Origin of the sequence: Undibacterium sp. Di27W (genome assembly GCF_049340345.1) — a bacterium.
Lineage (GTDB): Bacteria > Pseudomonadota > Gammaproteobacteria > Burkholderiales > Burkholderiaceae_D > Undibacterium.
In genome coordinates this window covers 97746-119927 of sequence record NZ_JBMPOS010000015.1, presented here as the reverse complement: position 1 = coordinate 119927, position 22182 = coordinate 97746, and the positions used below count along the sequence as shown (strand labels likewise).

At 49.0% G+C, this 22182-nt stretch carries 21 protein-coding genes; 17 read left to right on the top strand and 4 right to left on the bottom strand.

The genetic code is table 11. The features are described 5' to 3' along the window. Window positions 1-37: 37 nt before the first annotated feature. The 4 genes from purN to ACO0LF_RS25550 all read left to right on the top strand — a co-directional run bounded on the left by purN (window position 38) and on the right by ACO0LF_RS25550 (window position 4810). Window positions 38-643 (top strand): phosphoribosylglycinamide formyltransferase, encoded by a 606-nt coding sequence (gene purN, locus ACO0LF_RS25565; protein WP_423019189.1) that lies wholly within the window; start codon window positions 38-40, stop codon window positions 641-643. A gap of 154 nt (window positions 644-797) precedes the next feature. Continuing rightward, window positions 798-2108: an RsmB/NOP family class I SAM-dependent RNA methyltransferase gene (locus ACO0LF_RS25560; protein ID WP_423019187.1), complete on the top strand. Its 1311-nt coding sequence runs from the start codon at window positions 798-800 to the stop codon at window positions 2106-2108. A 54-nt stretch (window positions 2109-2162) separates the two neighbouring features. Further along, complete coding sequence (locus tag ACO0LF_RS25555; protein WP_423019185.1) at window positions 2163-3461, top strand: mechanosensitive ion channel family protein; 1299 nt, start codon at window positions 2163-2165, stop codon at window positions 3459-3461. Between the two features lie 146 nt (window positions 3462-3607). Then, window positions 3608-4810: a DesA family fatty acid desaturase gene (locus ACO0LF_RS25550; RefSeq protein WP_423019183.1), complete on the top strand. Its 1203-nt coding sequence runs from the start codon at window positions 3608-3610 to the stop codon at window positions 4808-4810. Between the two features lie 386 nt (window positions 4811-5196). On the opposite strand, the gene rpmG is transcribed toward ACO0LF_RS25550, so the two are convergent. From rpmG to radC, 3 genes are all read right to left on the bottom strand, one after another. Further along, window positions 5197-5364: a 50S ribosomal protein L33 gene (gene rpmG, locus ACO0LF_RS25545; RefSeq protein WP_110257750.1), complete on the bottom strand. Its 168-nt coding sequence runs from the start codon at window positions 5362-5364 to the stop codon at window positions 5197-5199. Window positions 5365-5389: 25 nt separating this feature from the next. Next, the gene (gene rpmB / locus ACO0LF_RS25540; protein ID WP_110257749.1) at window positions 5390-5626 is read right to left on the bottom strand and encodes a 50S ribosomal protein L28; all 237 of its coding nucleotides are present in this window, start codon (window positions 5624-5626) and stop codon (window positions 5390-5392) included. 263 nt (window positions 5627-5889) lie between these two features. Next, window positions 5890-6564: a RadC family protein gene (gene radC / locus ACO0LF_RS25535; RefSeq protein ID WP_423019181.1), complete on the bottom strand. Its 675-nt coding sequence runs from the start codon at window positions 6562-6564 to the stop codon at window positions 5890-5892. 93 nt (window positions 6565-6657) lie between these two features. On the opposite strand from radC, the gene ACO0LF_RS25530 reads away from it, so the two are divergent. The 8 genes from ACO0LF_RS25530 to ACO0LF_RS25495 all read left to right on the top strand — a co-directional run bounded on the left by ACO0LF_RS25530 (window position 6658) and on the right by ACO0LF_RS25495 (window position 14117). After that, entirely contained in the window at window positions 6658-7113 is a 456-nt protein-coding gene (locus tag ACO0LF_RS25530; RefSeq protein ID WP_423019179.1) for an FKBP-type peptidyl-prolyl cis-trans isomerase, read from the top strand. Between the two features lie 8 nt (window positions 7114-7121). Next, window positions 7122-8060, top strand: a complete 939-nt coding sequence (gene ispH / locus ACO0LF_RS25525; RefSeq protein WP_423019177.1) for a 4-hydroxy-3-methylbut-2-enyl diphosphate reductase — start codon at window positions 7122-7124, stop codon at window positions 8058-8060. Between the two features lie 532 nt (window positions 8061-8592). Beyond that, a complete protein-coding gene (locus tag ACO0LF_RS25520) occupies window positions 8593-9522 on the top strand; it encodes a branched-chain amino acid ABC transporter permease (protein WP_423003518.1) in 930 nt (309 codons plus the stop codon). Between the two features lie 11 nt (window positions 9523-9533). Further along, on the top strand, window positions 9534-10724 hold the full coding sequence (locus tag ACO0LF_RS25515) for an ABC transporter permease subunit (protein WP_423019175.1): 1191 nt from the start codon (window positions 9534-9536) through the stop codon (window positions 10722-10724). Window positions 10725-10735: 11 nt separating this feature from the next. Next, entirely contained in the window at window positions 10736-11506 is a 771-nt protein-coding gene (locus tag ACO0LF_RS25510) for an ABC transporter ATP-binding protein (protein WP_423019173.1), read from the top strand. Continuing rightward, entirely contained in the window at window positions 11506-12231 is a 726-nt protein-coding gene (locus ACO0LF_RS25505; protein ID WP_423019171.1) for an ABC transporter ATP-binding protein, read from the top strand. The genes ACO0LF_RS25510 and ACO0LF_RS25505 overlap by 1 nt, the downstream gene beginning before the upstream one ends. Before the next feature lie 384 nt (window positions 12232-12615). Beyond that, window positions 12616-13953 carry an OFA family MFS transporter gene (locus ACO0LF_RS25500; protein WP_423019169.1) on the top strand — a complete coding sequence of 446 codons (1338 nt, stop codon included), beginning with the start codon at window positions 12616-12618 and terminating at the stop codon, window positions 13951-13953. A 32-nt stretch (window positions 13954-13985) separates the two neighbouring features. Further along, window positions 13986-14117, top strand: coding sequence for an MFS transporter small subunit (locus ACO0LF_RS25495; protein ID WP_423003506.1), 132 nt, complete (start codon window positions 13986-13988; stop codon window positions 14115-14117). A gap of 119 nt (window positions 14118-14236) precedes the next feature. Here the strand turns inward: ACO0LF_RS25495 and ACO0LF_RS25490 are convergent, their stop codons facing one another. Further along, window positions 14237-14794, bottom strand: coding sequence for a phasin family protein (locus ACO0LF_RS25490; RefSeq protein WP_423019167.1), 558 nt, complete (start codon window positions 14792-14794; stop codon window positions 14237-14239). Window positions 14795-15160: 366 nt separating this feature from the next. Here ACO0LF_RS25490 and ACO0LF_RS25485 point away from each other — a divergent pair, with 366 nt between their 5' ends. From ACO0LF_RS25485 to ACO0LF_RS25465, 5 genes are all read left to right on the top strand, one after another. Continuing rightward, window positions 15161-15592 carry an acyl-CoA thioesterase gene (locus tag ACO0LF_RS25485; protein WP_423019165.1) on the top strand — a complete coding sequence of 144 codons (432 nt, stop codon included), beginning with the start codon at window positions 15161-15163 and terminating at the stop codon, window positions 15590-15592. A gap of 5 nt (window positions 15593-15597) precedes the next feature. Beyond that, window positions 15598-16290 carry a nitroreductase gene (locus tag ACO0LF_RS25480; RefSeq protein ID WP_423019163.1) on the top strand — a complete coding sequence of 231 codons (693 nt, stop codon included), beginning with the start codon at window positions 15598-15600 and terminating at the stop codon, window positions 16288-16290. Between the two features lie 184 nt (window positions 16291-16474). Continuing rightward, the gene (gene pbpG / locus ACO0LF_RS25475; protein ID WP_423019161.1) at window positions 16475-17521 is read left to right on the top strand and encodes a D-alanyl-D-alanine endopeptidase; all 1047 of its coding nucleotides are present in this window, start codon (window positions 16475-16477) and stop codon (window positions 17519-17521) included. Window positions 17522-18050: 529 nt separating this feature from the next. Beyond that, on the top strand, window positions 18051-20870 hold the full coding sequence (locus ACO0LF_RS25470) for a beta strand repeat-containing protein (RefSeq protein ID WP_423019159.1): 2820 nt from the start codon (window positions 18051-18053) through the stop codon (window positions 20868-20870). A 73-nt stretch (window positions 20871-20943) separates the two neighbouring features. After that, window positions 20944-22086 (top strand): OmpA family protein, encoded by a 1143-nt coding sequence (locus ACO0LF_RS25465; protein WP_423019157.1) that lies wholly within the window; start codon window positions 20944-20946, stop codon window positions 22084-22086. Window positions 22087-22182 lie beyond the last annotated feature (96 nt).

The window sequence follows — 22182 nt, the reverse complement described above, 5'->3', positions numbered from 1 at the left end:
TTTGGGGCTAGACCCCTGTCAGCGGTACAATGCCGCCATGAAAAAGATTGTTATCCTCATTTCTGGTCGTGGCAGCAATATGCAAGCCATCGTTGAAACTGCTGTAAAACAGCAATGGCCTGCGCAAATTGCAGCCGTTATCAGCAACCGTGCTGATGCAGGTGGCCTGGAATATGCTGCCAGCCGTGGCATACCTACGGCAGTAGTTGTCAGTAAGCAATTTGCCACACGTGAAGCATTTGATGCCGCTTTGCAGGCAAAAATTGATGAATTTACCCCCGATCTGGTCGTTTTGGCTGGTTTCATGCGCATACTGACGGCAGGTTTTGTTGAACACTATGCGGGCAAGATGTTGAATATTCATCCATCCCTGTTACCCAGCTTTGTTGGCTTGGCAACGCATCAGCAGGCAATTGATGCTGGTGTTAAAGTGCATGGTGTGACTGTGCATTTTGTCACTGCCGAACTGGACCATGGCCCCATCGTCGCGCAGGCAGTCGTGCCCGTACTTGATGATGATACCGAAGACACGCTGTCGCACCGCGTGCTGGAGCAGGAGCATCAGATTTATCCGCGCGCCGTACTGCAATTCGTCGAAGACAAATTGCGTATAGACGGCAACCGTGTTCATATCAGTAACTGATAAGCCGAATAAGTAGCTTGATAAGAAGCCAGGTTAGCCAGTATCAGCGAGATCGCTTCTGCGGTCTTGCATCCGCATGACATAGTAAAAAATCAAAGCAAAAAATAGTAACAAGGCCCATCCGGGCCATATCAGCATATTAGAAGGAAGCAGCATGAGATTACCTCCAGCCATACTCGTCAATACCGAAGAAGTATTACGTGAGATTTTGCGTTTTACCGGCCCGGCAGATGGCACTTTGTCGCGTTATTTTCGTGACCACCCGCGACTGGGTTCACGTGAACGCGGTGTAGTTGCGGAGGCTGTCTATGGCTTGCTGCGCAATAAAGCGGTGTACACCAATTTTTCTGAGTCCGGCATAGGTTCACCCATGCGCCGCCTGAGCCTGCTGGGTCTGGCTGATGCGGTGGGTGTCGATGCTCTGGGTGGTTTGACGGAAGATGAAACTGCATGGTTGCAACGTGTCATGGAAATTGACCGTGCCCACCTGCCTTTGATGATGAAGGCTAATTTGCCTGAATGGCTGTGGACCAAGTTGCTGGAACGCTTTGGTGAAGAAGAAGCGCTCAAGCTGGCCATGTCTCTTAACACCCCTGCGCCACTGGATTTGCGTGTCAACACCATCAAGGGTGATCGTGAAACTGTCATCACCACACTGGCACAAGCACCTATCATTGCTGAGCCTACGCCATACTCCAGCACAGGTTTGCGTGTACGTAAAAAACCATCCATCCAGAATCTGCCTTTGTTTAAAGACGGCACAATAGAAGTGCAGGATGAAGGTAGTCAATTGCTGGCGCAACTGGTCGGTGCCAAGCGCGGTGAAATGGTGGCCGATTTCTGTGCCGGTGCCGGTGGCAAGACGCTGGCGCTGGGTGCATTAATGCGCAATACTGGCCGTTTGTACGCTTTTGATATTTCTGAAAAACGCCTGGCTAAATTGAAGCCACGTATGGCACGCAGTGGTCTGTCGAATGTGCATCCGGTTGTAATCGCCCATGAAAAAGATGCCAAAATCAAACGCCTGGCAGGCAAGCTGGACCGCGTACTGGTCGATGCACCTTGTAGTGGTTTGGGCACCTTGCGCCGCAATCCTGACGTCAAATGGCGCCAGACACCAGAAGGCGTAGCAGAGTTGAATGTCAAGCAGGCTTCCATCCTGGCCAGCGCTGCGCGCATGGTGAAACCAGGTGGACGCCTGGTCTACGCGACCTGCAGTATCCTCGATGAAGAAAATGAAGGCATAGTGCAAGCTTTCCTGGCTGAACATGCTGATTATGCGCTGGTGCCAGCTTCGCAAGTATTGGCTGAGCAAAAAGTGGATCTGGAAATGGGTGACTATCTGAAGCTCTATCCTCACCTGCATCAGACAGATGGCTTCTTTGCAGCGATACTGGAACGTAAAAAGGCACCAGCTAAAGTTGCTCCAGAGCCTGAAGCGGCTGAAGTGGCTGAGGATGCCTGATTGACTTCACTGCTCTGGCACCATTTCCATCATTCTTATTTTTTGTGACGCACCATGAGTACGCCTTTGCTCGCCAGTTTATTGTCTGACTTATCGCATGATGTAGGCCAGTCTGATTTTTATTGGCAAGTGGCGGCGGTCATCTTGTGCTTTGCGCTGGCCTGGGTGCTGTCACGCATGCTCAGGCGCAGCTTTACTCCCAAGGAGACTGATACTGGTGTGGTCAAGCTGGGCGTGGAAAGTTTTACCCGTGTACTCTCGCCAGCTCTGGCGATGATTTTTATCCTGATTGCAAAAATGATTTTAGGCAAATGGCAGCATACGCATTTGCTGTCTCTGCTATTTCCCATCATCGGTTCGCTGGCCCTGATACGCTTTGCTTTTTATGTCGTGCGCCAGACCTTTGCCCGTGATGGCTATATTGGTAATTTTCTTGCCGTATTTGAGAAACTGTTTGCTGGCCTGGTCTGGCTGGGTGTGGTCTTGCATTTCACAGGTTTGGGGCAGGAACTGTTTTCATCCCTGGATGATGTTGCTTTGCCCCTGGGGAAAAACAAGGTTTCCATCCTGACCATCTTGCAGGCAGTCGCTTCTGTCGTGGTTACCCTGGTGGTGGCAATGTGGGCCAGCGCTGCACTGGAAGTGCGCCTGATGCTTTTGCCAAATGCGCATAGCTCTCTCAAGGTGGTACTGTCACGCGTAAGCAGGGCGGTTTTTATCCTGCTGGCGATACTCATCAGCCTGACCCTGGTTGGCATAGACTTGACAGTGCTATCGGTATTTGGTGGTGCCCTGGGTGTGGGCCTGGGTTTTGGTTTGCAAAAAATTACCAGCAGCTATGTATCTGGTTTCATTATCCTGCTGGACCGCAGCATGTCCATAGGTGACATGATCACGGTCGATAAATTCAGCGGGCGAGTAACGCAAATCAATACGCGTTATACGGTATTGCAAGGGCAGGATGGTGGCGAGGCTGTCATACCAAATGAAATGCTGGTATCGACGCCTGTGCAAAATTATTCTCTGAGCGACCGGACCGTGGCAATGTGGACGGATATGACAGTGGGCTATGAAACCGATCTTACTCATATCATGCCCATCCTGGGCGCTGCAGCTGCTACAGTAGAGCGTGTCTGCAAAGAGCCAGCACCGTCGGCTTATTTGATGAAATTTGGTGCAGATGGTTTTGAGTTGCGGGTAGGTTTCTGGATTAGTGACCCAGAGAATGGCCGTTCCAGCGTCATGTCTGCCGTGAATCTTGCCTTGTGGCAGGTTTTGCACGAGCATCAGGTGAATCTGCCCTATGGCCAGCGGGTTGTGACTTTAATTAACACTCCTGCTAAAGAAACTTGAGGCATGGCAATAATTTTAGATCTAAAATTGGTGGGAATCCTCTAAAACGGCGTACAATGCCGTCCCATGTCTATAATGAATAAAGTTGATTGCATTTTTGCGAAATCAACCCAGATGTCGTCAATAACAATGGAGTACATGTCATTTTGAGCACTTTTATCGATACTGTCGTTGACTTTCTGTCTAATGGTCTGACGCGTGCCACGGGTTGGCAAGTCTTTATCTTCACTATGGTCGTGACGCATATCACGATTGCCAGTGTGACTATCTTCCTGCATCGCTGCCAGGCACATCGTGCTCTGGAATTGCATGCCATACCCAGTCATTTTTTCCGTTTCTGGTTGTGGTTGACGACTGGCCAGGTAACCAAGGAATGGGCCGCCATCCACCGCAAGCACCATGCCAAATGCGAAACTGAAGAAGATCCGCATAGCCCGGTGACGCGTGGTATCAAAAAAGTCTTGTTCGAAGGCGCAGAGCTGTATCGTGCAGAATGTAAGAACCTCGAAACCATGGAAAAATATGGCCATGGCACACCAGATGACTGGATGGAGCGTAATATCTACACCCGCTTCAGCTGGCAGGGCGTGGCACTGATGCTGATTATTGACCTGATGTTATTTGGCGTGATTGGCGCAACAGTCTGGGCAGTGCAAATGGCATGGATACCCGTGACTGCTGCTGGCATTATCAATGGTATAGGCCACTACTGGGGTTATCGCAATTATGATTGTGTGGATGCCTCACGCAATATCTTGCCGATCGGTATTTTGATTGGTGGCGAAGAGCTGCATAATAATCACCACACTTTTGGCACATCGGCCAAGCTGTCCTCCAAATGGTATGAGTTTGACATAGGCTGGATGTATATACGCAGTTTGGAAATCGTCGGTCTGGCCAAGGTCAAAAAAGTGGCACCTGAGCCCAAGTTCAAGGAAACCAAGGCTGTCGTTGACCTGGAAACCCTGCAGGCGGTGATCACCAATCGTTACGACGTCATGGCCAAATATACCAAGTCCTTGCGCCGTACCTGGCGTGATGAAGTAGCCAACTTGCGTGAAAAAGCCATGTTTGAAGCGCAAATGCTGAAGTCGACAAAAAAATTGCTGCAACGTGAGCCAACCAAGCTCGAAGCACCACAACAACAGCAATTGTCTGAAGTGTTGGCTCATAGTCGCGCCCTGAAGACCATGCATGACATGCGTGTGGAACTGGGCTTGATCTGGGAGCGTTCTACCGTCAGTCGCGAACAACTGGTGCAGCAATTGCAGGACTGGTGTGTGCGTGCAGAAGCATCTGGCATCCAGACTTTGCGTGAATTCTCATTGAGATTGCGTACCTACGCTTAAGTCTTTTGCTTCTTCAAAAAACGGCGCTGATGCGCCGTTTTTTATTTTTGAACGTTGTTATGCCGCGCTTATCGTGAGAGGTGACTAGCTGCTTGTGTCCGTTGAGGACTTTCAGCATGCCTCTGGAGGCGATCAATGCAATGATGTTGTGTTTGGTCAGTGCCTAGGTCTGATATGCATCAGGAGCATCTATTGGCAGTTTCCCAGATGCTTTCAGCGTGACCAGAGTCTCGATACTTTGGATAACCCTTGTAAATCAGGTTAGCGCTACCTCTGCAATGCGCTTCATCAAGAGTAAATAGCCCCTTTGTTTTGTGGCTACTTCCTGTAGAAATAAAAAAACCCTGCAATGCAGGGTTTTTTTATTTCTACAAAACTTACCAGAATTACTTGATTTTGGTTTCTTTGTAGATGACGTGCTTACGTGCTTTAGGATCGAACTTCATGATCTCCATTTTTTCAGGCATAGTGCGCTTGTTTTTGGAGGTTGTGTAGAAGTGACCTGTACCAGCAGTCGATTCCAGCTTGATTTTGTCGCGACCAGATTTAGCCATGATATTTTCCTAACAATAGTTTAGCTTAAACTTTTTCGCCGCGAGCACGCATGTCAGTCAAAACGGCATCGATGCCAATTTTGTCGATGACGCGCAGGCCAGCATTGGACAAACGCAGAGAAACCCAACGGTTTTCTGATTCTACGAAAAAGCGACGATTTTGCAGATTAGGCAAAAAGCGGCGTTTTGTTTTGTTGTTAGCGTGGGATACATTGTTGCCAACCATTGGCCCCTTCCCAGTCACTTGGCAGACACGTGCCATGTTTAACTCCTTAGACGATTCCGAAATTGGAAAAACGCAAGTATAAACAAAATCTCATGAAATATCAACGACTTGCGAAAAACAACTGTGTCATTTTAAAAAAATAGATTTAACAATTCGATTTTCATGATTTTGCCGGGGCTTTATCCTCAGGTAAACACCGGGGGAAACCTGAAAAACGCAGACAGCGGCTATTTTGATCAGTGTTGTATTCAGTGTTGTACTTAGTGTCGTAAAACCTCAGTGGCCAAAGTCAGAAGTGTTTACATCAATCCATGCTCCGCGAACGAGTACACGTTAGGGTTGGCGACGATGAAGTGATCCAGTATGCGTATATCTACCAGCGCCAGCGCCTGTTTCAGGGTTTGGGTCAGGCCGATGTCGGCAGAACTGGGTTCGCAGGAGCCTGAAGGGTGGTTGTGTGCCAGGATGATGGCGGCTGCATTTTGATGCAAAGCCGATTTCACTACTTCGCGCGGGTACACGCTCGCATGATTGAGTGTGCCGCGGAACAATTCTTCTGCCTTGATCAAACGGTTTTTGACATCCAGGAACAGGATGGCAAAAGATTCATGTGGTTTATTACCTATCATGAGCTGCAAATAATTTTTAACAGCCTGGGGTGAGGACAAGGAGGCATTCTCTTGCAGTTCTTCAGAAATCGCCCGCTTGGCCAGCTCCAGTACTGCGTGCAATTGGGCATATTTGGCAGAACCCAGTCCGTGTACGGAGGAAAAATCCTTGATACTGGCCGCAAACAAGCCTGAAAGCGAGCCAAAGCGGGTGATCATGTCACGCCCCAGATCCACGGCGCTCTTGCCAGTAACACCAGTGCGCAGGAAAACGGCCAGCAATTCTGCATCCGACAGGGCACTGGCCCCATGCTTGATCAGTCTTTCCCTGGGGCGTTGATCTTCCGGCCATTCATTGATTGCCATCTAGGTTTTCTCCATAGAATTGTGTCCTTGTCTCTTATTAAGCTAAAGCTGGCTTACAATATCGGATTCTTAGCCTAAGCCCAGCTTCATATCATGTCTTCCAATGCAATCCCCACTGTGACACCCAATGCCTACCTGACCCTGCATTATCGTCTTGCGACGCTGGATGGTGAGGATATACTCAGCACCTTCAATGAGCGTCCGGCCACGCTGCAACTTGGCAATGGCCAATTGGCTCCTGAACTGGAAGCATCCTTGCTGGGCTTGGAGGAGGGCTCCCATACTACCCAGGAACTGGCACCTGAAAAAGCCTTTGGTCCACGCAATCCGGATTTGATACAAAGAGTGTCGCTAGCTACACTAAAAGAAAACTCGGCTTTTGGCGAGCAATATGTGATTGGTGATCTGGTCGAATTTGCGGCCCCTGCTGGTGGCAAGTTTGCCGGTATCTTGCGCGCACTTGACGACGAGGGTGCCTTGTTCGACTTTAATCATCCTCTGGCCGGACAAACCGTGCTGTTTGAAACAAAAATTATCGGGATTCTTTAATCAAGCTTATGGACAAAGAAATCTTATTAGCTCAGCCACGCGGATTTTGCGCTGGCGTAGACCGCGCCATTGAAATCGTCGAGCGCGCCTTGCAACAATTCGGTGCACCGATTTATGTCAGGCATGAAATCGTGCACAACGCCTATGTTGTGAATGACCTCAAGACCAAGGGCGCGATTTTTATTGAAGAGCTGGAAGATGTCCCGCCAGGGAATACCCTGATATTTTCTGCGCATGGGGTTTCTCAAAGCGTACGCCAGGATGCTGAAGCCCGCGGCCTGACGATTTTTGATGCGACCTGTCCACTGGTGACCAAGGTGCATATAGAAGTCGCCAAGATGCGCAAGGAAGGCCGCGAAATCATCATGATAGGCCACCATGGACATCCTGAGGTCGAAGGCACAATGGGGCAGGCAGAAGAGGGCATGTACCTGGTCGAAACCGTGGCCGATGTCGCCCGCTTGCAAGTAAAAAATGCTGACATGCTGGCCTTTGTATCGCAAACGACACTGTCGGTTGACGATACGGCAGAAATCATCGATGCCTTGAAAGCGCGCTTCCCTTTAATTAGTGAACCCAAAAAGGGTGACATTTGTTACGCTACGACGAATCGCCAGGAGGCTGTGAAATTCATGGCACCGCAAGTGGATCTGGTGCTGGTGGTCGGTAGCCCTAATAGCTCGAACTCCAATCGCCTGCGCGAAGTGGCAGAAAAAAAAGGGGTGGCGGCATATATGGTCGACAATGCCAGTCAGATCAAACCTGAATGGCTGGAAAACCGGCTACGTATTGGCGTCACTGCTGGTGCTTCTGCACCAGAAGTACTGGTGCAGGAAGTGATCAGCAGCTTGCGTCAGTTAGGCGCACGCAGTGTACGTGCACTTGATGGGGTAGAAGAGGCAGTGACTTTCCCCATGCCCAAGGGGCTCGCTACACCGAAGATTTAAGCCTGCTTAACTCCTTTGCTAAGTGAATTTGATTAAAAATTCGTTTTGGCTGTTGTTTTCGATATTTTATTTTGCAAATACGTGTTTAAGATTGCGGCACAATCAAGCTCGGTACTTGCCGGACTTGTCAAAACGTGTATGCTGGTGATTGGCGGTTGTGGAAAATACGTAGCTTGCGGTGGCTTTTTTACCACTGGAAGAACAAGCAAATTATGTATAATCCGCCCGACTTTACTGGGATAACCTTTAAGTCAAAATATATTACAAAAACTTTTACCAAAAGTTGCTGAGGAGAGTACTACTATGTGTATCAATTACGCCATTATTGCTTCTACTTTGATGACGCGCCTGTTCGGATAGCGCGCGTTCGAATTCCGGCGGCACCCAAACCAGGGTGCCGCTTTTATTATCAGGAATGATTTTTGCTGAAACCTGTCTATTGTTATCTGCTTGTATAGGGTGGCAAGATGGCAAACAGTTCATCTCCTGTTTTTTCAGAAATTCGTTTCGTTCTTAAAGTGAGAAGCAAAATATGGATACCTTTATCCAACAAATTATTAACGGTCTGGTGCTGGGCAGTATGTATGCCTTGGTCGCTCTTGGTTACACCATGGTCTATGGTGTACTCAATCTGATTAACTTTGCGCATGGCGACGTACTGATGGTTGGTGCGATGGCAGGCCTGAGTATCATCAAAGGATTGCAAGTTATTGCACCTGATTTACCGGGCATCATCAAACTCATTATTGCGATTCTGGGTGCAGTTCCAGTCTGTATCGCGGTGAACGTCCTGATTGAACGTGTTGCCTACCGTCGACTGCGCAATGCACCGCGACTGGCCCCCTTGATCACGGCAATTGGTATCTCCATACTGGTGCAGACTTTCGCTATGATGATCTGGGGCCGCAGCCCGATTTCCTTCCCTTCCGTGATGCCTTCCATTCCTGTGCAAATTGGTGGCGCCGTGATTTCCCAGACTCAGATTTTCTTGCTGATACTGGCGACACTGGCGATGGTGGGTCTGGTGTTGCTGGTTGAAAAAACCAAAATGGGCAGGGCCATGCGAGCGACAGCAGAAAATCCGCGTGTTGCTGGCCTGATGGGTGTTGATTCCAATAAGGTGATTGTTGCTACATTTGCGATTGGTGCCGCACTGGCTGCTATTGCTGGCGTGATGTGGGCAGCCAACTATTCCTCAGCACAGTTTGCCATGGGTTTTGTGCCTGGCCTGAAAGCTTTCTCGGCGGCGGTACTGGGTGGTATCGGTAATATTTACGGTGCGATGGTGGGTGGTATCGTACTGGGTCTGATTGAAAGCCTGGGCGCCGGTTATATCGGTGACCTGACAGGCGGCATCCTCGGTAGTCATTACCAGGATATCTTTGCTTTCGTCGTTTTGATTATCGTACTGACCTTGCGTCCATCCGGCATCATGGGTGAGCGTGTTGCTGACCGTGCGTAAGGAGAAAATCAATGTCAACCATATTTGATGTAAAAGCCAATCCAACCAAGGCCTACACCAGCTTCGCGGTGTTGGGCATCGTCATGGTGTTGTTCCCTTTCGTGGCGTCCAATTTCGGTAATTCCTGGGTCAGGATTATTGACTTCGCGCTCTTGTATATTATGCTGGCGCTGGGTTTGAATATCGTGGTCGGTTTTGCCGGCTTGCTGGATCTGGGGTATATCGCGTTTTATGCGGTAGGCGCTTATCTGGCAGCGATCTTCGGCTCACAGCAATTTGCAGTCATCCTTGAATCCTTTGTTAATAATTATCCGGCCGTAGGGGAATTTTTGGTCGCCGTTTGCGGGCCAGAAATCACCAAGAACGGTATCCACCTTTCAGTCTGGATTATTGTGCCATTTGCGGCGGCGGTCGCTGGTTTGTTCGGTGCTTTGCTGGGCGCACCTACCTTGAAGCTGCGTGGCGACTATCTGGCCATCGTGACTTTGGGCTTTGGTGAAATCATCCGTATTTTCATGAACAACATGAATGCACCGATCAACTTCACCAATGGTCCACAAGGGATCAACCTGATCGATCCTATCCGCATCTTCGGTGTATCACTGAAAGGCGAAGAAGGTTCGAATGCAACTGTGCAGTTCCTGGGCATGAGCATGCCTTCGGTAAATGCCTATTACTTCCTGTTCCTGTTCCTGTGTATCGCGATTGTGATTGTTTCTCTGCGCTTGCAAGATTCTCGTCTGGGCCGTGCCTGGGTAGCGATACGTGAAGATGAAATTGCAGCCAAGGCTATGGGCATCAATACCCGTAATATCAAATTGCTGGCATTCTCCATGGGTGCTTCTTTTGGCGGCGTGTCTGGTGCAATGTTTGCGAGCTTCCAGGGCTTCGTGTCCCCGGAATCATTCTCCTTGATGGAATCCATCGTGATTCTGGCGATGGTGGTATTGGGCGGTATTGGCCATATCCCGGGTGTCATTCTGGGTGCTGTGTTGCTGGCTGCCTTGCCTGAGGTATTGCGCCACGTGGTTGAACCAGTACAAAACCTGATCTTTGGGAAAGTCTGGATAGAGGCCGAAGTATTGCGTCAATTGTTGTACGGCTTCGCCATGGTTGCCATCATGCTCAATCGTCCTGCCGGCTTGTGGCCAGCACCGAAGCATGAAGATCGTATGGCCAAGAATAACGAAGCGGCAGCATAAGGAAGATCAAGATGATTGAACAGACTATCTTAAAAATCGAAGGCGCCAATAAACGTTTTGGCGGCTTGCAGGCGCTGTCGAATGTCGGCATCAATATCAAAAAGGGCCAGATTTATGGCCTGATAGGCCCGAACGGCGCAGGCAAAACGACCTTCTTCAATGTCATTACCGGCTTGTATCAGCCTGATACCGGTACTTTTGAACTGGATGGCAAACCTTATTCACCTTCGGCTCCGCATGAAGTGGCCAAGGCGGGTATCGCCAGGACTTTCCAGAACATCCGTTTGTTTGGTGAAATGACCGCTTTGGAAAATGTCATGGTAGGTCGGCATATCCGTACGCATCAGGGTGTTTTTGGTGCCGTATTCCGTCATCCATCGGCGCGTAAAGAAGAGCTGGACATTCGCAAGCGTGCCCAAGAACTGCTGGATTTTGTAGGCATAGGCCAGTTTGCAGATCGCACTTCCAAGTTTCTGTCTTATGGCGATCAACGTCGCCTGGAAATTGCCCGTGCACTGGCAACTGATCCTAAATTGCTGGCACTGGATGAACCTGCTGCCGGTATGAATGCAACTGAAAAACTCGCCCTGCGCGAATTATTGGTCAAGATCAAGGCTGAAGGCAAAACCATTTTGCTGATTGAGCATGACGTCAAATTGATGATGGGATTATGTGACAGGATGACTGTTCTGGATTATGGCAAGCCAATTGCAGAAGGTTTGCCTGCAGATATACAGAAAAATCCGGCAGTTATCGAAGCGTATTTGGGAGGAGGTCACTAATGGCTGAGAACGTATTAAAGATAAGCAATCTGAAAGTTGCCTACGGCGGTATCAAGGCCGTTAAAGGAATCGACCTGGAAGTTAATAAGGGTGAGTTGATCACCTTGATTGGCGCCAATGGTGCTGGCAAGACCACGACACTGAAAGCCATTACTGGCACACTGCCGGCTTGCAAGGTAGAGGGTGAAATTGTCTACATGGGTGCTTCCATCCGTAACGTCAATTCTTTCGAAATGGTCAAGAACCATCTGGCCATGGTGCCAGAGGGACGCGGGGTTTTCACGCGTATGACGATTCTGGAAAACCTGATGATGGGTGCCTATATCCGCAATGATAAAGAAGCCATCAATGCAGATATAGAAAAATGGTTTTCCATTTTCCCACGTTTGAAAGAACGTGCAGCGCAATTGGCCGGTACCTTGTCCGGTGGCGAGCAACAAATGCTGGCGATGGCACGTGCCTTGATGAGTCATCCTAATCTGCTGTTGCTGGATGAGCCGTCGATGGGCTTGTCACCTATCATGGTGGAAAAGATTTTTGAAGTCGTGCGTAATGTGTCAGCCCAGGGTATTACCATCCTGCTGGTTGAGCAAAATGCCAAGCTGGCTTTACAGGCAGCGCATCGCGGCTATGTGATGGATTCGGGTTTGATTACCATGAGCGGCAATGCCAAAGATATGTTGAGTGATCCTAAAGTCCAGGCAGCTTATTTGGGTGAAGGTTAATACGGCCATGAAGTAAGCTAAGCCCGGTACGCAGCAAGTTTGTACCCGAGCATTTGAAATACCTGCAAGCGATTGCAGGTATTTTTTTTGCCGCAAGCTTTTTTCGTTGATGGGGAGTTACTGCTGCAGGCGCACTAATTCCCGCCCGGGAAATCCATATCTGGCAGCTAAATTGTACGAATATAAAATTGCAAAAATCATTATTTTCCTATGAAATTTTCATGAATTTGCGTATTGCAATGTAAGTATTTAATGTATTCTGCAAGCACTTGTTTCCAGCCTTGACCTTGATTTGCGTCAAGGTATATACCTTTTAATTTCATTCATTTACCTAAAATAACAAAGGAAGAGCGCATGGGGTTTTTTCATCAAATAAATACAACAATGAGCAAGGAAGCCGCGACAGCCGCTCCAGGTTATAGCCGCTGGCTGATGGCAGCAGCAGCTCTGTTGATACATTTTCCACTGGGTCAGGCGTATGGCTTCTCGGTATTTAATGGGCCCCTGGTCAAAGTGCTGGGATCAAGTCTGACCAGTGTAGGCTGGATTTTTTCTGTTGCCATTATCTTCCTGGGCTTGTCCGCGGCGATATTTGGCAAATGGGTAGAAAGAGTCGGGCCGCGCAAAGCCATGCTGGCTTCGGCCTTATGTTTTTTTGCAGGCTTCCTGGTCTCTGCTTTGGGTGTGGTCGCAGGTTCCTTGCCTATCGTCATTCTTGGTTATGGTGTGATAGGTGGTACTGGCCTGGGTATAGGCTACATCTCGCCAGTGTCAACCCTGATCAAATGGTTCCCGGACAAGCGCGGCATGGCGACTGGCCTGGCCATCATGGGTTTTGGTGGTGGTGCTCTGGTTGGCTCACCGCTGGCTGTAAATCTGATGAAGTATTTCAGTGAAGGTTCGCTGTATGGCGGTATTCCTGCAACCTTTGTGACGATGGCGGTAGTGTATCTGTGCTTCCAGTTAGCAGCTGTCAGCATTGCCCGTCTGCCTTTTCCTGGTTATTTGCCAGTAGGCTGGGTACCCAGCAAGACAGAAGCGGCTCATATCGCTTCTAAGGGTGCAGATGATTTTTCCGTTGCCCAAGCCATACGCAAACCACAGTTCTGGTTGTTGTGGGGCATACTTTTGTTGAACGTGTCGGCTGGTATCGGCATCCTGGGTCAGGCTTCGCTGATGGCACAAAAGATGGTCGGTATTTCTCCTGCCGCTGCGGCAGGTTTTGTCGGCTTGCTATCCCTGTGTAATATGGCGGGTCGTTTTATCTGGTCCAGTTTTTCTGACAAGATAGGTCGCAAGTGGGCTTATGCCATGTATTCCGGTGTTGGTGCACTGGCATACTGGGCGATTCCTGGTGCAGCAGCGGCTGGCAATATGCTCTTGTTCGTGGCCTTGTTTGCACTGGTCATGAGTTTTTATGGTGCGGGTTTTGCGACCATACCTGCTTATCTGGCTGATATGTTTGGTAAAAAAGAAGTGGGCGCCATACATGGCCGCTTGTTGACTGCGTGGTCCATGGCGGGTGTCATCGGTCCTTTGGTGGTGAATGCAGGTCGTGATTATCTGGTCAAGAACCAGGGGCTGGCTGATGCAGCTGCTTACTCGACGGTGGTGTATATCCTGGGTGGTTTGCTGGTTGCCGAGTTCGCCTTGAATCTTTTCGTCAAGGCACCAGAGTCCCATACAAGCGCAGAAATGCCAGCACAACTGGCTACCCAATAAGCACAAAAATCATCATTTTCACTGGAGTAATCATGGAAGACGTAAACAAACATATTGATCCCAGCATGACAGGGAAAGTCATTTTTTACTGGGCTCTGGCCTGCGTCCCTCTGGGATGGGGGGTCTGGCAGACAGCGATGAAAGTCGTGGCCATGTTTGCATAAGCTGTTCATGCAAAAAGCAAAAAGCCCCAGCTTTGACTGGGGCTTTTTGCTTGCTGCTCACTTGTCAGGGCAGGGAGGGGGAGCTCCCTGTCAGACTCGTTTAGACTTATGGTTTCGACTTACTTCTTGACTACTTTTGGAGCTGCTACTTTACTGGCTGTAGTAACGGCATTGTTCAGATTTGCTTCCAGTGCTTCAACAGCTTGCTTGGTGGATTTGCTGATGTGGTCGTAGCTGGCGTTGGCATTGTCTATCGATGTTTTGAAGAAGGAGACAAATTGCTCGGAACCTGCAGGGGCATTTTTGGAGACTTCATCGATCAGCGACAAGACTTTGCGATTGGTTTCAGCGATTTGTGCTTCTGCCGCATGCGTGAATTCAGCCTGAGTGCTAGTAGCGATATTGGCCAGATGACGGCTATATGCCAATACTTTCTCTGCTGTAGGCTGGGCTTGTGCTGCCGTCAGGTTGAAAAATTCTTGTGGATCTTTGGCTGCGAGCAATTGCTTGGTGGCAGCAGTACTTTCTTCCAGGGAAGATTTGGCAGCGTTCAAATTCAGTTCTATGAATTTTTCTACGCCTTCAAATGCTTTGCCTGTCAAGTTTGTGAACAGGGCAAGTTGAGCATCGAAATTGGCTTTGGTTGCTGCAGAAAATTGTTCAGGTGCAGTAGACATCGAAATCTCCTAAGGAAAGTGAAATACAAGAAACCTGGCGATTGCTAAGTGAAATGTTGCAGCGCTAAACTTAATTAATAAGCTATGGAATTGTGCGTTGCAATAAATCACATTTTATTGATTCATCATATGAAGTCAAGTCATATTTGTGCATTGCAATATAACAATTACGCATGACAAAATGCTTGTTTCAAATCACGTCATTACCCCAACAGGAAAATGAGAAAACAGTGAAGACACTTTTCCTGAAGTGATTATGTATGGCAATTATGACCAGAAAATGAAGTGCTCAGCCTATGTTAGACTTTCGTGCGGAGATTTACGTCCGGGCAATTCATTTTTTCTATCCAGAGAGGTGGGCAGGCGATGGCAATAGTGGCAAAAACAAGAAAAGACTATAAGCACTTTCATGGCATTACCACCCGCTGGATGGACAACGATGCTTATGGCCATGTCAATAATGTTGTTTATTACAGCTGGTTTGATACCGTAGTGAATCAGTTTTTGATTAGTAATGGTGTACTGGATATAGAAAATAGCCCGGTCATTGGCGTTGTCATAGAAACCCAATGCAATTATCTCGCCTCTGTTGCCTTCCCGGACCAGATACAGGCTGGTGTCAGTGTCAGCAAGCTGGGTAATTCCAGTGTGCGCTATGAAGTGGGGATATTTAAGAATGGCGAGGATACTGCAGCGGCCCAGGGGCATTTTGTACACGTCTATGTCGACAGACTAAATCGTCGCCCTACCGCCATCCCGGATGCCATGCGCCAGCTTTTGCAAACTATCGAGGCTTGATACTCATGATTACTTCTGCAACACAGCAAATCGTCGATGAGGCGATTACTTCACGTCGTTCCATCCGGGCTTTCCTGGCAAGGCCAGTAACTCGCCAGGACATACAAGCTATATTGGAAGTGGCAGCACGTTCCCCTTCTGGTAGCAATACCCAGCCTTGGAAGGTATATGTGCTGACCGGCAATAAGCTGCAAAGCTTGTCAGATGCCATTCTGGTTGCCCATAACAGCGAAGCCCAGGGGGGGCATAAAGAGGAATACAACTATTATCCCGTCAAATGGCTAACACCTTATCTAGAGCGTCGCCGCAAAGTAGGCTGGGATCTGTATGCCTTGCTGGGGCTGGGGCGTGAAAACAAGACAGGCATGCATGCCCAGCACGGTCGCAATTATGCTTTCTTCAATGCGCCAGTTGGCTTGATATTCACCATAGACAGGGTGATGGAGCAGGGCTCCTGGCTGGACTATGGCATGTTTTTGCAAAGCATCATGGTCGCTGCGCGTGGACGTGGCCTGGATACCTGCCCTCAGGCAGCGTTTACCCAGTATCACAAAATCATCGCTGAACAATTGCAATTGCCAGCAGATGAAATGCTGGTCTGTGGCATGTCACTTGGCTATGCCGATCACAGCAAAATCGAAAATACCCTGGTTACAGAGCGCGCCAGTGTCACAGAATTTGTACAATTTTTAGAATGAAAATTATTTATATGATAAGCCTGCGCATGGCATGATTAAATTTGGTCAAAAATTTGACAAAATTTTGCAACTTTGTTTAAGGCGTCATATCAATAAGCATCTATAACTCCTTATTTTCCTTGCGGAATTTCCGAATTTTGCTACACTGCACTATCTTTTTGGCATATTAAATCTGGAGTCATTAATGGTGAAATTTGCCCGACATGCAGTGGTTTTTTCATTCATCGCACTCTTGCCTGTGGCGAGTGTGCTGGCTGCAAATCACGCACATAAAAACACTTCCAAAAAGCATGCAACTCACAGCAAGACGCATGCAGCATCCCATAAGAAAATCATCATCACCACTGCATCTGGCAAGTTCGTCAAGCGTACTGTCATGGTGCATGGTAAGCGTAAAGTCATTACCGAACGCCTTGCCGTCGTGCGCGAAGTACCTGAAAAACCAAGCATGGGTGATAGCGTAGGTCTGAAAAATACCCAGGATCCGCTGGAATTAAAATCAAATGTCGCCTACGTGGTCGATCAGGATAGCTCCAAGGTCTTGTTTGAAAAAAACTCCGATGTCTCATTACCCATCGCTTCCATCACCAAATTGATGACCAGTCTGGTCGTGGTAGAAGCGCATCAAGACATGGATGAGCAGATAGAAGTCACCAATGAGGACATCGATAAGGAAAAAAATACCAGCTCCCGCTTGAAGATAGGTTCCAGACTCTCGCGCTCTGACATGTTGCATATCGCCTTGATGAGTTCCGAAAATCGCGCAGCTTCCGCCTTGGGTCGCAATTATCCAGGTGGTTTGCCCGCATTTGTGGCTGCCATGAATGTCAAAGCCAAGCAATTGGGTATGTCAGAAACCCATTATGTTGATTCCAGTGGTCTTTCCAGCCAAAACCGCGCCAGTGCGCGTGACTTGGTGAAACTGGTTAACGCCGCTTATCAGCACCCTGTGATCAGGCAGTATTCTACCGACTCCAAATATGTCGTCGCACCCGGTGGCAGGCCTCTGGAATATGGTACGTCGAACAAGCTGGTGATCAACCCAGCCTGGGAAATTGGTCTGCAAAAAACCGGTTATATCTCAGAGGCTGGCCGCTGCCTGGTCATGCAAGCCATGATAGAAGGACGCAATATCGTCATGGTCTTTCTTGATTCCAAAGGTAAGTACTCACGCCTGGCAGATGCTGACCGTATGAAGAAATGGCTGGAGACGATTAAACCGCATATTTGAACCAGAGTAGGAAATCAGTTTAAAAAATAGTGTTGTTTAAACATTATCAAAATACCCGCTAAGTGCGGGTATTTTTTTTGCCTGTCGATATTTGACACTCTCACCTTAGCCTTTATGCTCGGGTGACGATTTACTTTCTGCGCATCTTTTATTGAGCACATTTACAAGCAGCAATGTTCCTATATTCAGATGTCCGCTAATAGCATAGCAATGCCCTTCCTGGTGCTAATCGCTCTATGCATCTCCATCTGTTGTTTAAATAAATTCAATTGATGTTGAGTGCGCTATCGCACAGATCAAGTCTGGTGAAAAAGAGATAAGGGATGCTTGATACGTTTTCGAGCTTAAGACTTTTGGTCTACTTGTCAGCGCACTCAAGAATACAGACTGCCTCCAATAAGTGATATCGACTCAGACTAGTCATCTCACCTCAGGTAGCGATCGGGAATACGGCATAAAGAAGCAGAAAGAATTGCATTGCGGCCACACCGAAATTACTCGGCACCGAACTTACCTGAAAAAGGCAATAATGAATATCCTACAGCGCTATCTGAGGCCGCTTGCGTGCGTCTCTGCAATGCTCATCACCACACTTGTTGCCGGTTGCGGCGGTGGTGGTGATCAAGGCCGTGATCCAATTCTGGGCTTGCCCTCATCAACACTGACAACACTGACAGTCAGCCCCGCAACAGCCACGGTAGCGAGCGGTGGCATGCAGCAATTTGTGGCCACGGCAACTTTTGCCGATGGCGCTTCCCGTGATGTCACTACAACTTCAGCATGGACATCTGCCAGCCCGACTATCGCGACGGTGGATAGCACTTCTGGTATTGCCAAAGGGGTAGTCAGTGGTACAGCGGTAATTTCTGCCAGTTTTGGCGGCAAATCGGCTTCTGCGAATCTGACAGTTTCAGCAGCAACCCTGCAGTCCATCAACTTGCTTCCTGCCAACCCCTCCGTGGCGATAGGGGGCAAGCAGCAATTTGCAGCGATGGGAACTTACTCTGATGGCAAGACCATTGATATCACGGCGATTTCCAGCTTCACTTCAGCTTCGCCTGCCATTGCCACCATCAGCAATACCGGCCTCGCTACAGGTGTGACGGCAGGTTCTTCTGTTATTGCTGTGGCATCAGGCACAACTACGGCCAGTACCAAGCTGACGGTGACTGGGGCGAGTCTGGTTTCCATCGCGTTGACACCAGCAAATCCAGGTTTGCAAATCGGGACGACGCAGCAATTGACTGTGACTGCAAAATATACTGACGACAGCAGCGTCAATGTGACCAGTAATAGCAGTTTTTCCTCTGCTACACCGGCCGTCGCCACAGTCTCGACGATTGCCGCAAGCAATGGTCTGGTAACAGCCCTGGCTACGGGTTCCTCGATAATGACAGCAACTTACAATGGCTTAAGCGCGACGACTACGGTCAATGTCAGCTCGGCTGTTTTGTTGTCCATTACAGTGACACCACCGAATGTGAATTTGGCAGTGGGTAGTACGCAGCAATTCAATGCCAGCGGCAATTATGCGGATGGCACTACTGCGAATATCACGAGTGGCGTGATCTGGACGACTAGTCCTCCATTGATCTCGACGATCTTGCCCAATGGCCTGGCAACAGGCGTGGCGACTGGAACCTCACTGGTCACAGCAACGCTGGGTAGTAAGTTTGGTTCGGCATCCCTGACCATCATACCTGCCGTTACTTTGAACTCGCTGGCAATTACGCCCTTGACTGCCAATGTAGCTGCGGGTTCAACTCAGGCATTTTCAGCGATCGGTACTTACTCTGATGGTAGTAATGTTGTTATGACGAACTCCGTAAGCTGGAGTTCTGCCAACACGGCTGTCGCAACAATTTTGTCGACCGGTATAGCCACAGGAGTATCAGCGGGGACATCAAGCATAAGCGCAACTTCCGGTACTAAAACAGTCTCAGCAAACCTGACTGTTTCATCGGGCGCGGCCTTGACTTCGATAGCTGTGACGCCGGCAAACGCCAACATTGCTGTAGGTAGCACACAAAGCCTGGTGGCAACTGGTAGTTATTCTGATGGCAGCAGCGCCAATATCAGCAATAGCGTTACATGGAGTTCTGGCGTCAATGCGATTGCCTCAGTCAACGCAAGTGGTGTGGTGAATGCGGCTAGCGTGGGTACTACTCCTGTTGTCGCCATTCTTGGCAGCAAGTCAGGATCGGCTACACTCAATGTTTTGCCGGCGGCTACTTTGAACTCCATCACTGTCACACCAGCAACGCCGACCATTGCAGTCAACGCCGCGCAGGGGTTTGTCGCTACTGGTAATTATTCGGATGGCAGCAATGTCAACATCAGCAATGTGGTGACCTGGACTTCAGGTAATCAGGCAGTTGCTACCGTGTCAGCTACTGGAGTAGCCAATGGCCTGTCCACTGGAGCGGCAGCAATCACAGCCAGTTTCTCTGGCAAGCTAGGCAGTGCCAACCTGACGGTGACACCTGCATTTATATTGACAGGTATCAGCCTTGCGCCAGCAAATCCAAGCGCCTCAGTGGGGTCATTGCAGCAGTTCACAGCGACGGGCACATATTCAAATGGCTCGACAAGCAATATCAGTACTGCTGTGACCTGGACTTCCAGTGTCAATAGTGTTGCCAGCATTTCACCTACCGGACAAGTGACGGCAATTAGCCCGGGCGTGACGAATATTTCTGCGGCACAAGCTGGGCAAATCACCACTACCAGCTTTACTGTCACTGCTGCGCCAGTCGCCAGCATTAATCTGGGTAGCGCTGCCAGTTTTGCGGTCCTGGCTGGCACTTCCATCACCAATAATTCTGGTGGCCTGACGCTGGTTTCAGGTGATGTAGGTTCGACGTCGCAGACGGTTGATCCTGTGCAGGCAGCCGGATACAGCAACTACAAATCTGGCCCTATCCTGACTACTGCACTGGCTGATTTGCAAGTGGCAATTGCGGATGCCAATAACCGTGCCTGTACCGTCAACGCTCCTGGTGGGATTGATCTTGGTGGTCTCAGCTTTACACCAGGTGTGTATTGCTACGCTGGTGCCATCACGATCACCGGTACTGTGACGATGAATGGTCCAGGTCTGTACCTGTTCCGTAGTAGTTCAACTTTGAACACGGCAGCAAACTCCATCGTTGCCTTGAGCGGCGGGGCATCTGCTTCCAGCGTGTTTTGGGTACCTGCTGCAGCAACCACGCTTGGTGCCAATAGTGTGTTTAAAGGCAGCGTCCTGGGGCAAGCAGCAATCAGCATGGGTGATACGGCGAGCTTGCAGAATGGCCGCGTCCTGAGCGGGAGTGCAGTCACTCTCAAAAATAATGTGATTACACGCTAATCATTGGTGAATACCTGTAAGGGGTTACGTCGACCCCTTACAAAAATTTAAGTAAATTCAACTGGAGAAACACATGGCGCTGCCAAAAAATATAGCAAAGCTGAGCTTGTTTGCTTGTGCACTTTTGATCAGTCAACTGGCACAAGCAGATGAACCCTGGAACAACCCGGACTGGGCAGATACCGCCTGGTATATAGGTGGGGGGGCAGGTCGTGCAAATACCAGCATTGACAGGGAGAGAATAATACGTAGCCTGATGGACAATGGGGCAAGTTCTGTGGGATTCAGGTCAGATGAACGTGACACCGCCTATAAACTTTTTATGGGTAAGCAAATGAACAAATATTTTGCTTTGGAAGCGGGTTATTTTGACTTGGGTAAATTTGGCTTCAATGCCACCACTACTCCTGCAGGGACCATCAATGGAGAGGTTGGCTTCAGGGGATTTAATTTGGATTTGATTGGACAGTTACCCTTGTCCGAACGTTTTTCTCTGCTAGGTCGAGTCGGTGCCAATTATGCCAGGGCCGATGCGCACTTCACTGGAAATCGACTGTTAGCAGTGACTGATCCGAATCCTACCGAGAAAAAGCTGAATCCAAAAGTCGGGCTGGGGATGGAATATAAATTTACAGAAGCCTTGGCAATACGTGCCGAAGGAGAGCGATATCGCATCAATGATGCGGTACGTAATCGTGGCGATGTCGATTTTTATTCATTCAGTCTGGTCTACAAACTGGGTAAGCCCGCCTATGCACGACCAGTTGCTTATACAGCCCCACCAGCACCTGCACCAGTGATGGAACAAGCTCCAGCGCCTGTAGTGCAGAGTGCACCACCACCGGCTAGGCCGCAACCAGTCTCGGAAAAAGTGACCTTCAGTGCAGAAGCACTGTTTGACTTTGATAAATCGATAGTCAAACCTGAGGGCAAACGGGCACTGGATGATTTGCTGAGTAAATTGCAGGGTATGAATACTGAAGTGATGATTACCGTCGGTCATACTGATTCGGTAGGTTCAGATGTGTACAATCAAAAATTGTCCATCCGTCGCGCGGAAGCAGTAAAGGCATATTTGATCAGCAAGGGCATAGATGCATCGCGTGTCTACACTGAAGGCAAGGGCGAAACTCAGCCTATCGCCGACAATAAAACCAGTAAGGGCAGGTCAAAAAATCGCCGCGTCACGGTAGAAGTGGTGGGTTCACGTCGTTAAGGGAAGAACGGGTAGTCAGATAAAAAATGTCGTTCAGTGTTAAAGCTGAACGACATTTTTTCATTGCAAAGCGCTAAGCAGGGAATACAATAAAAC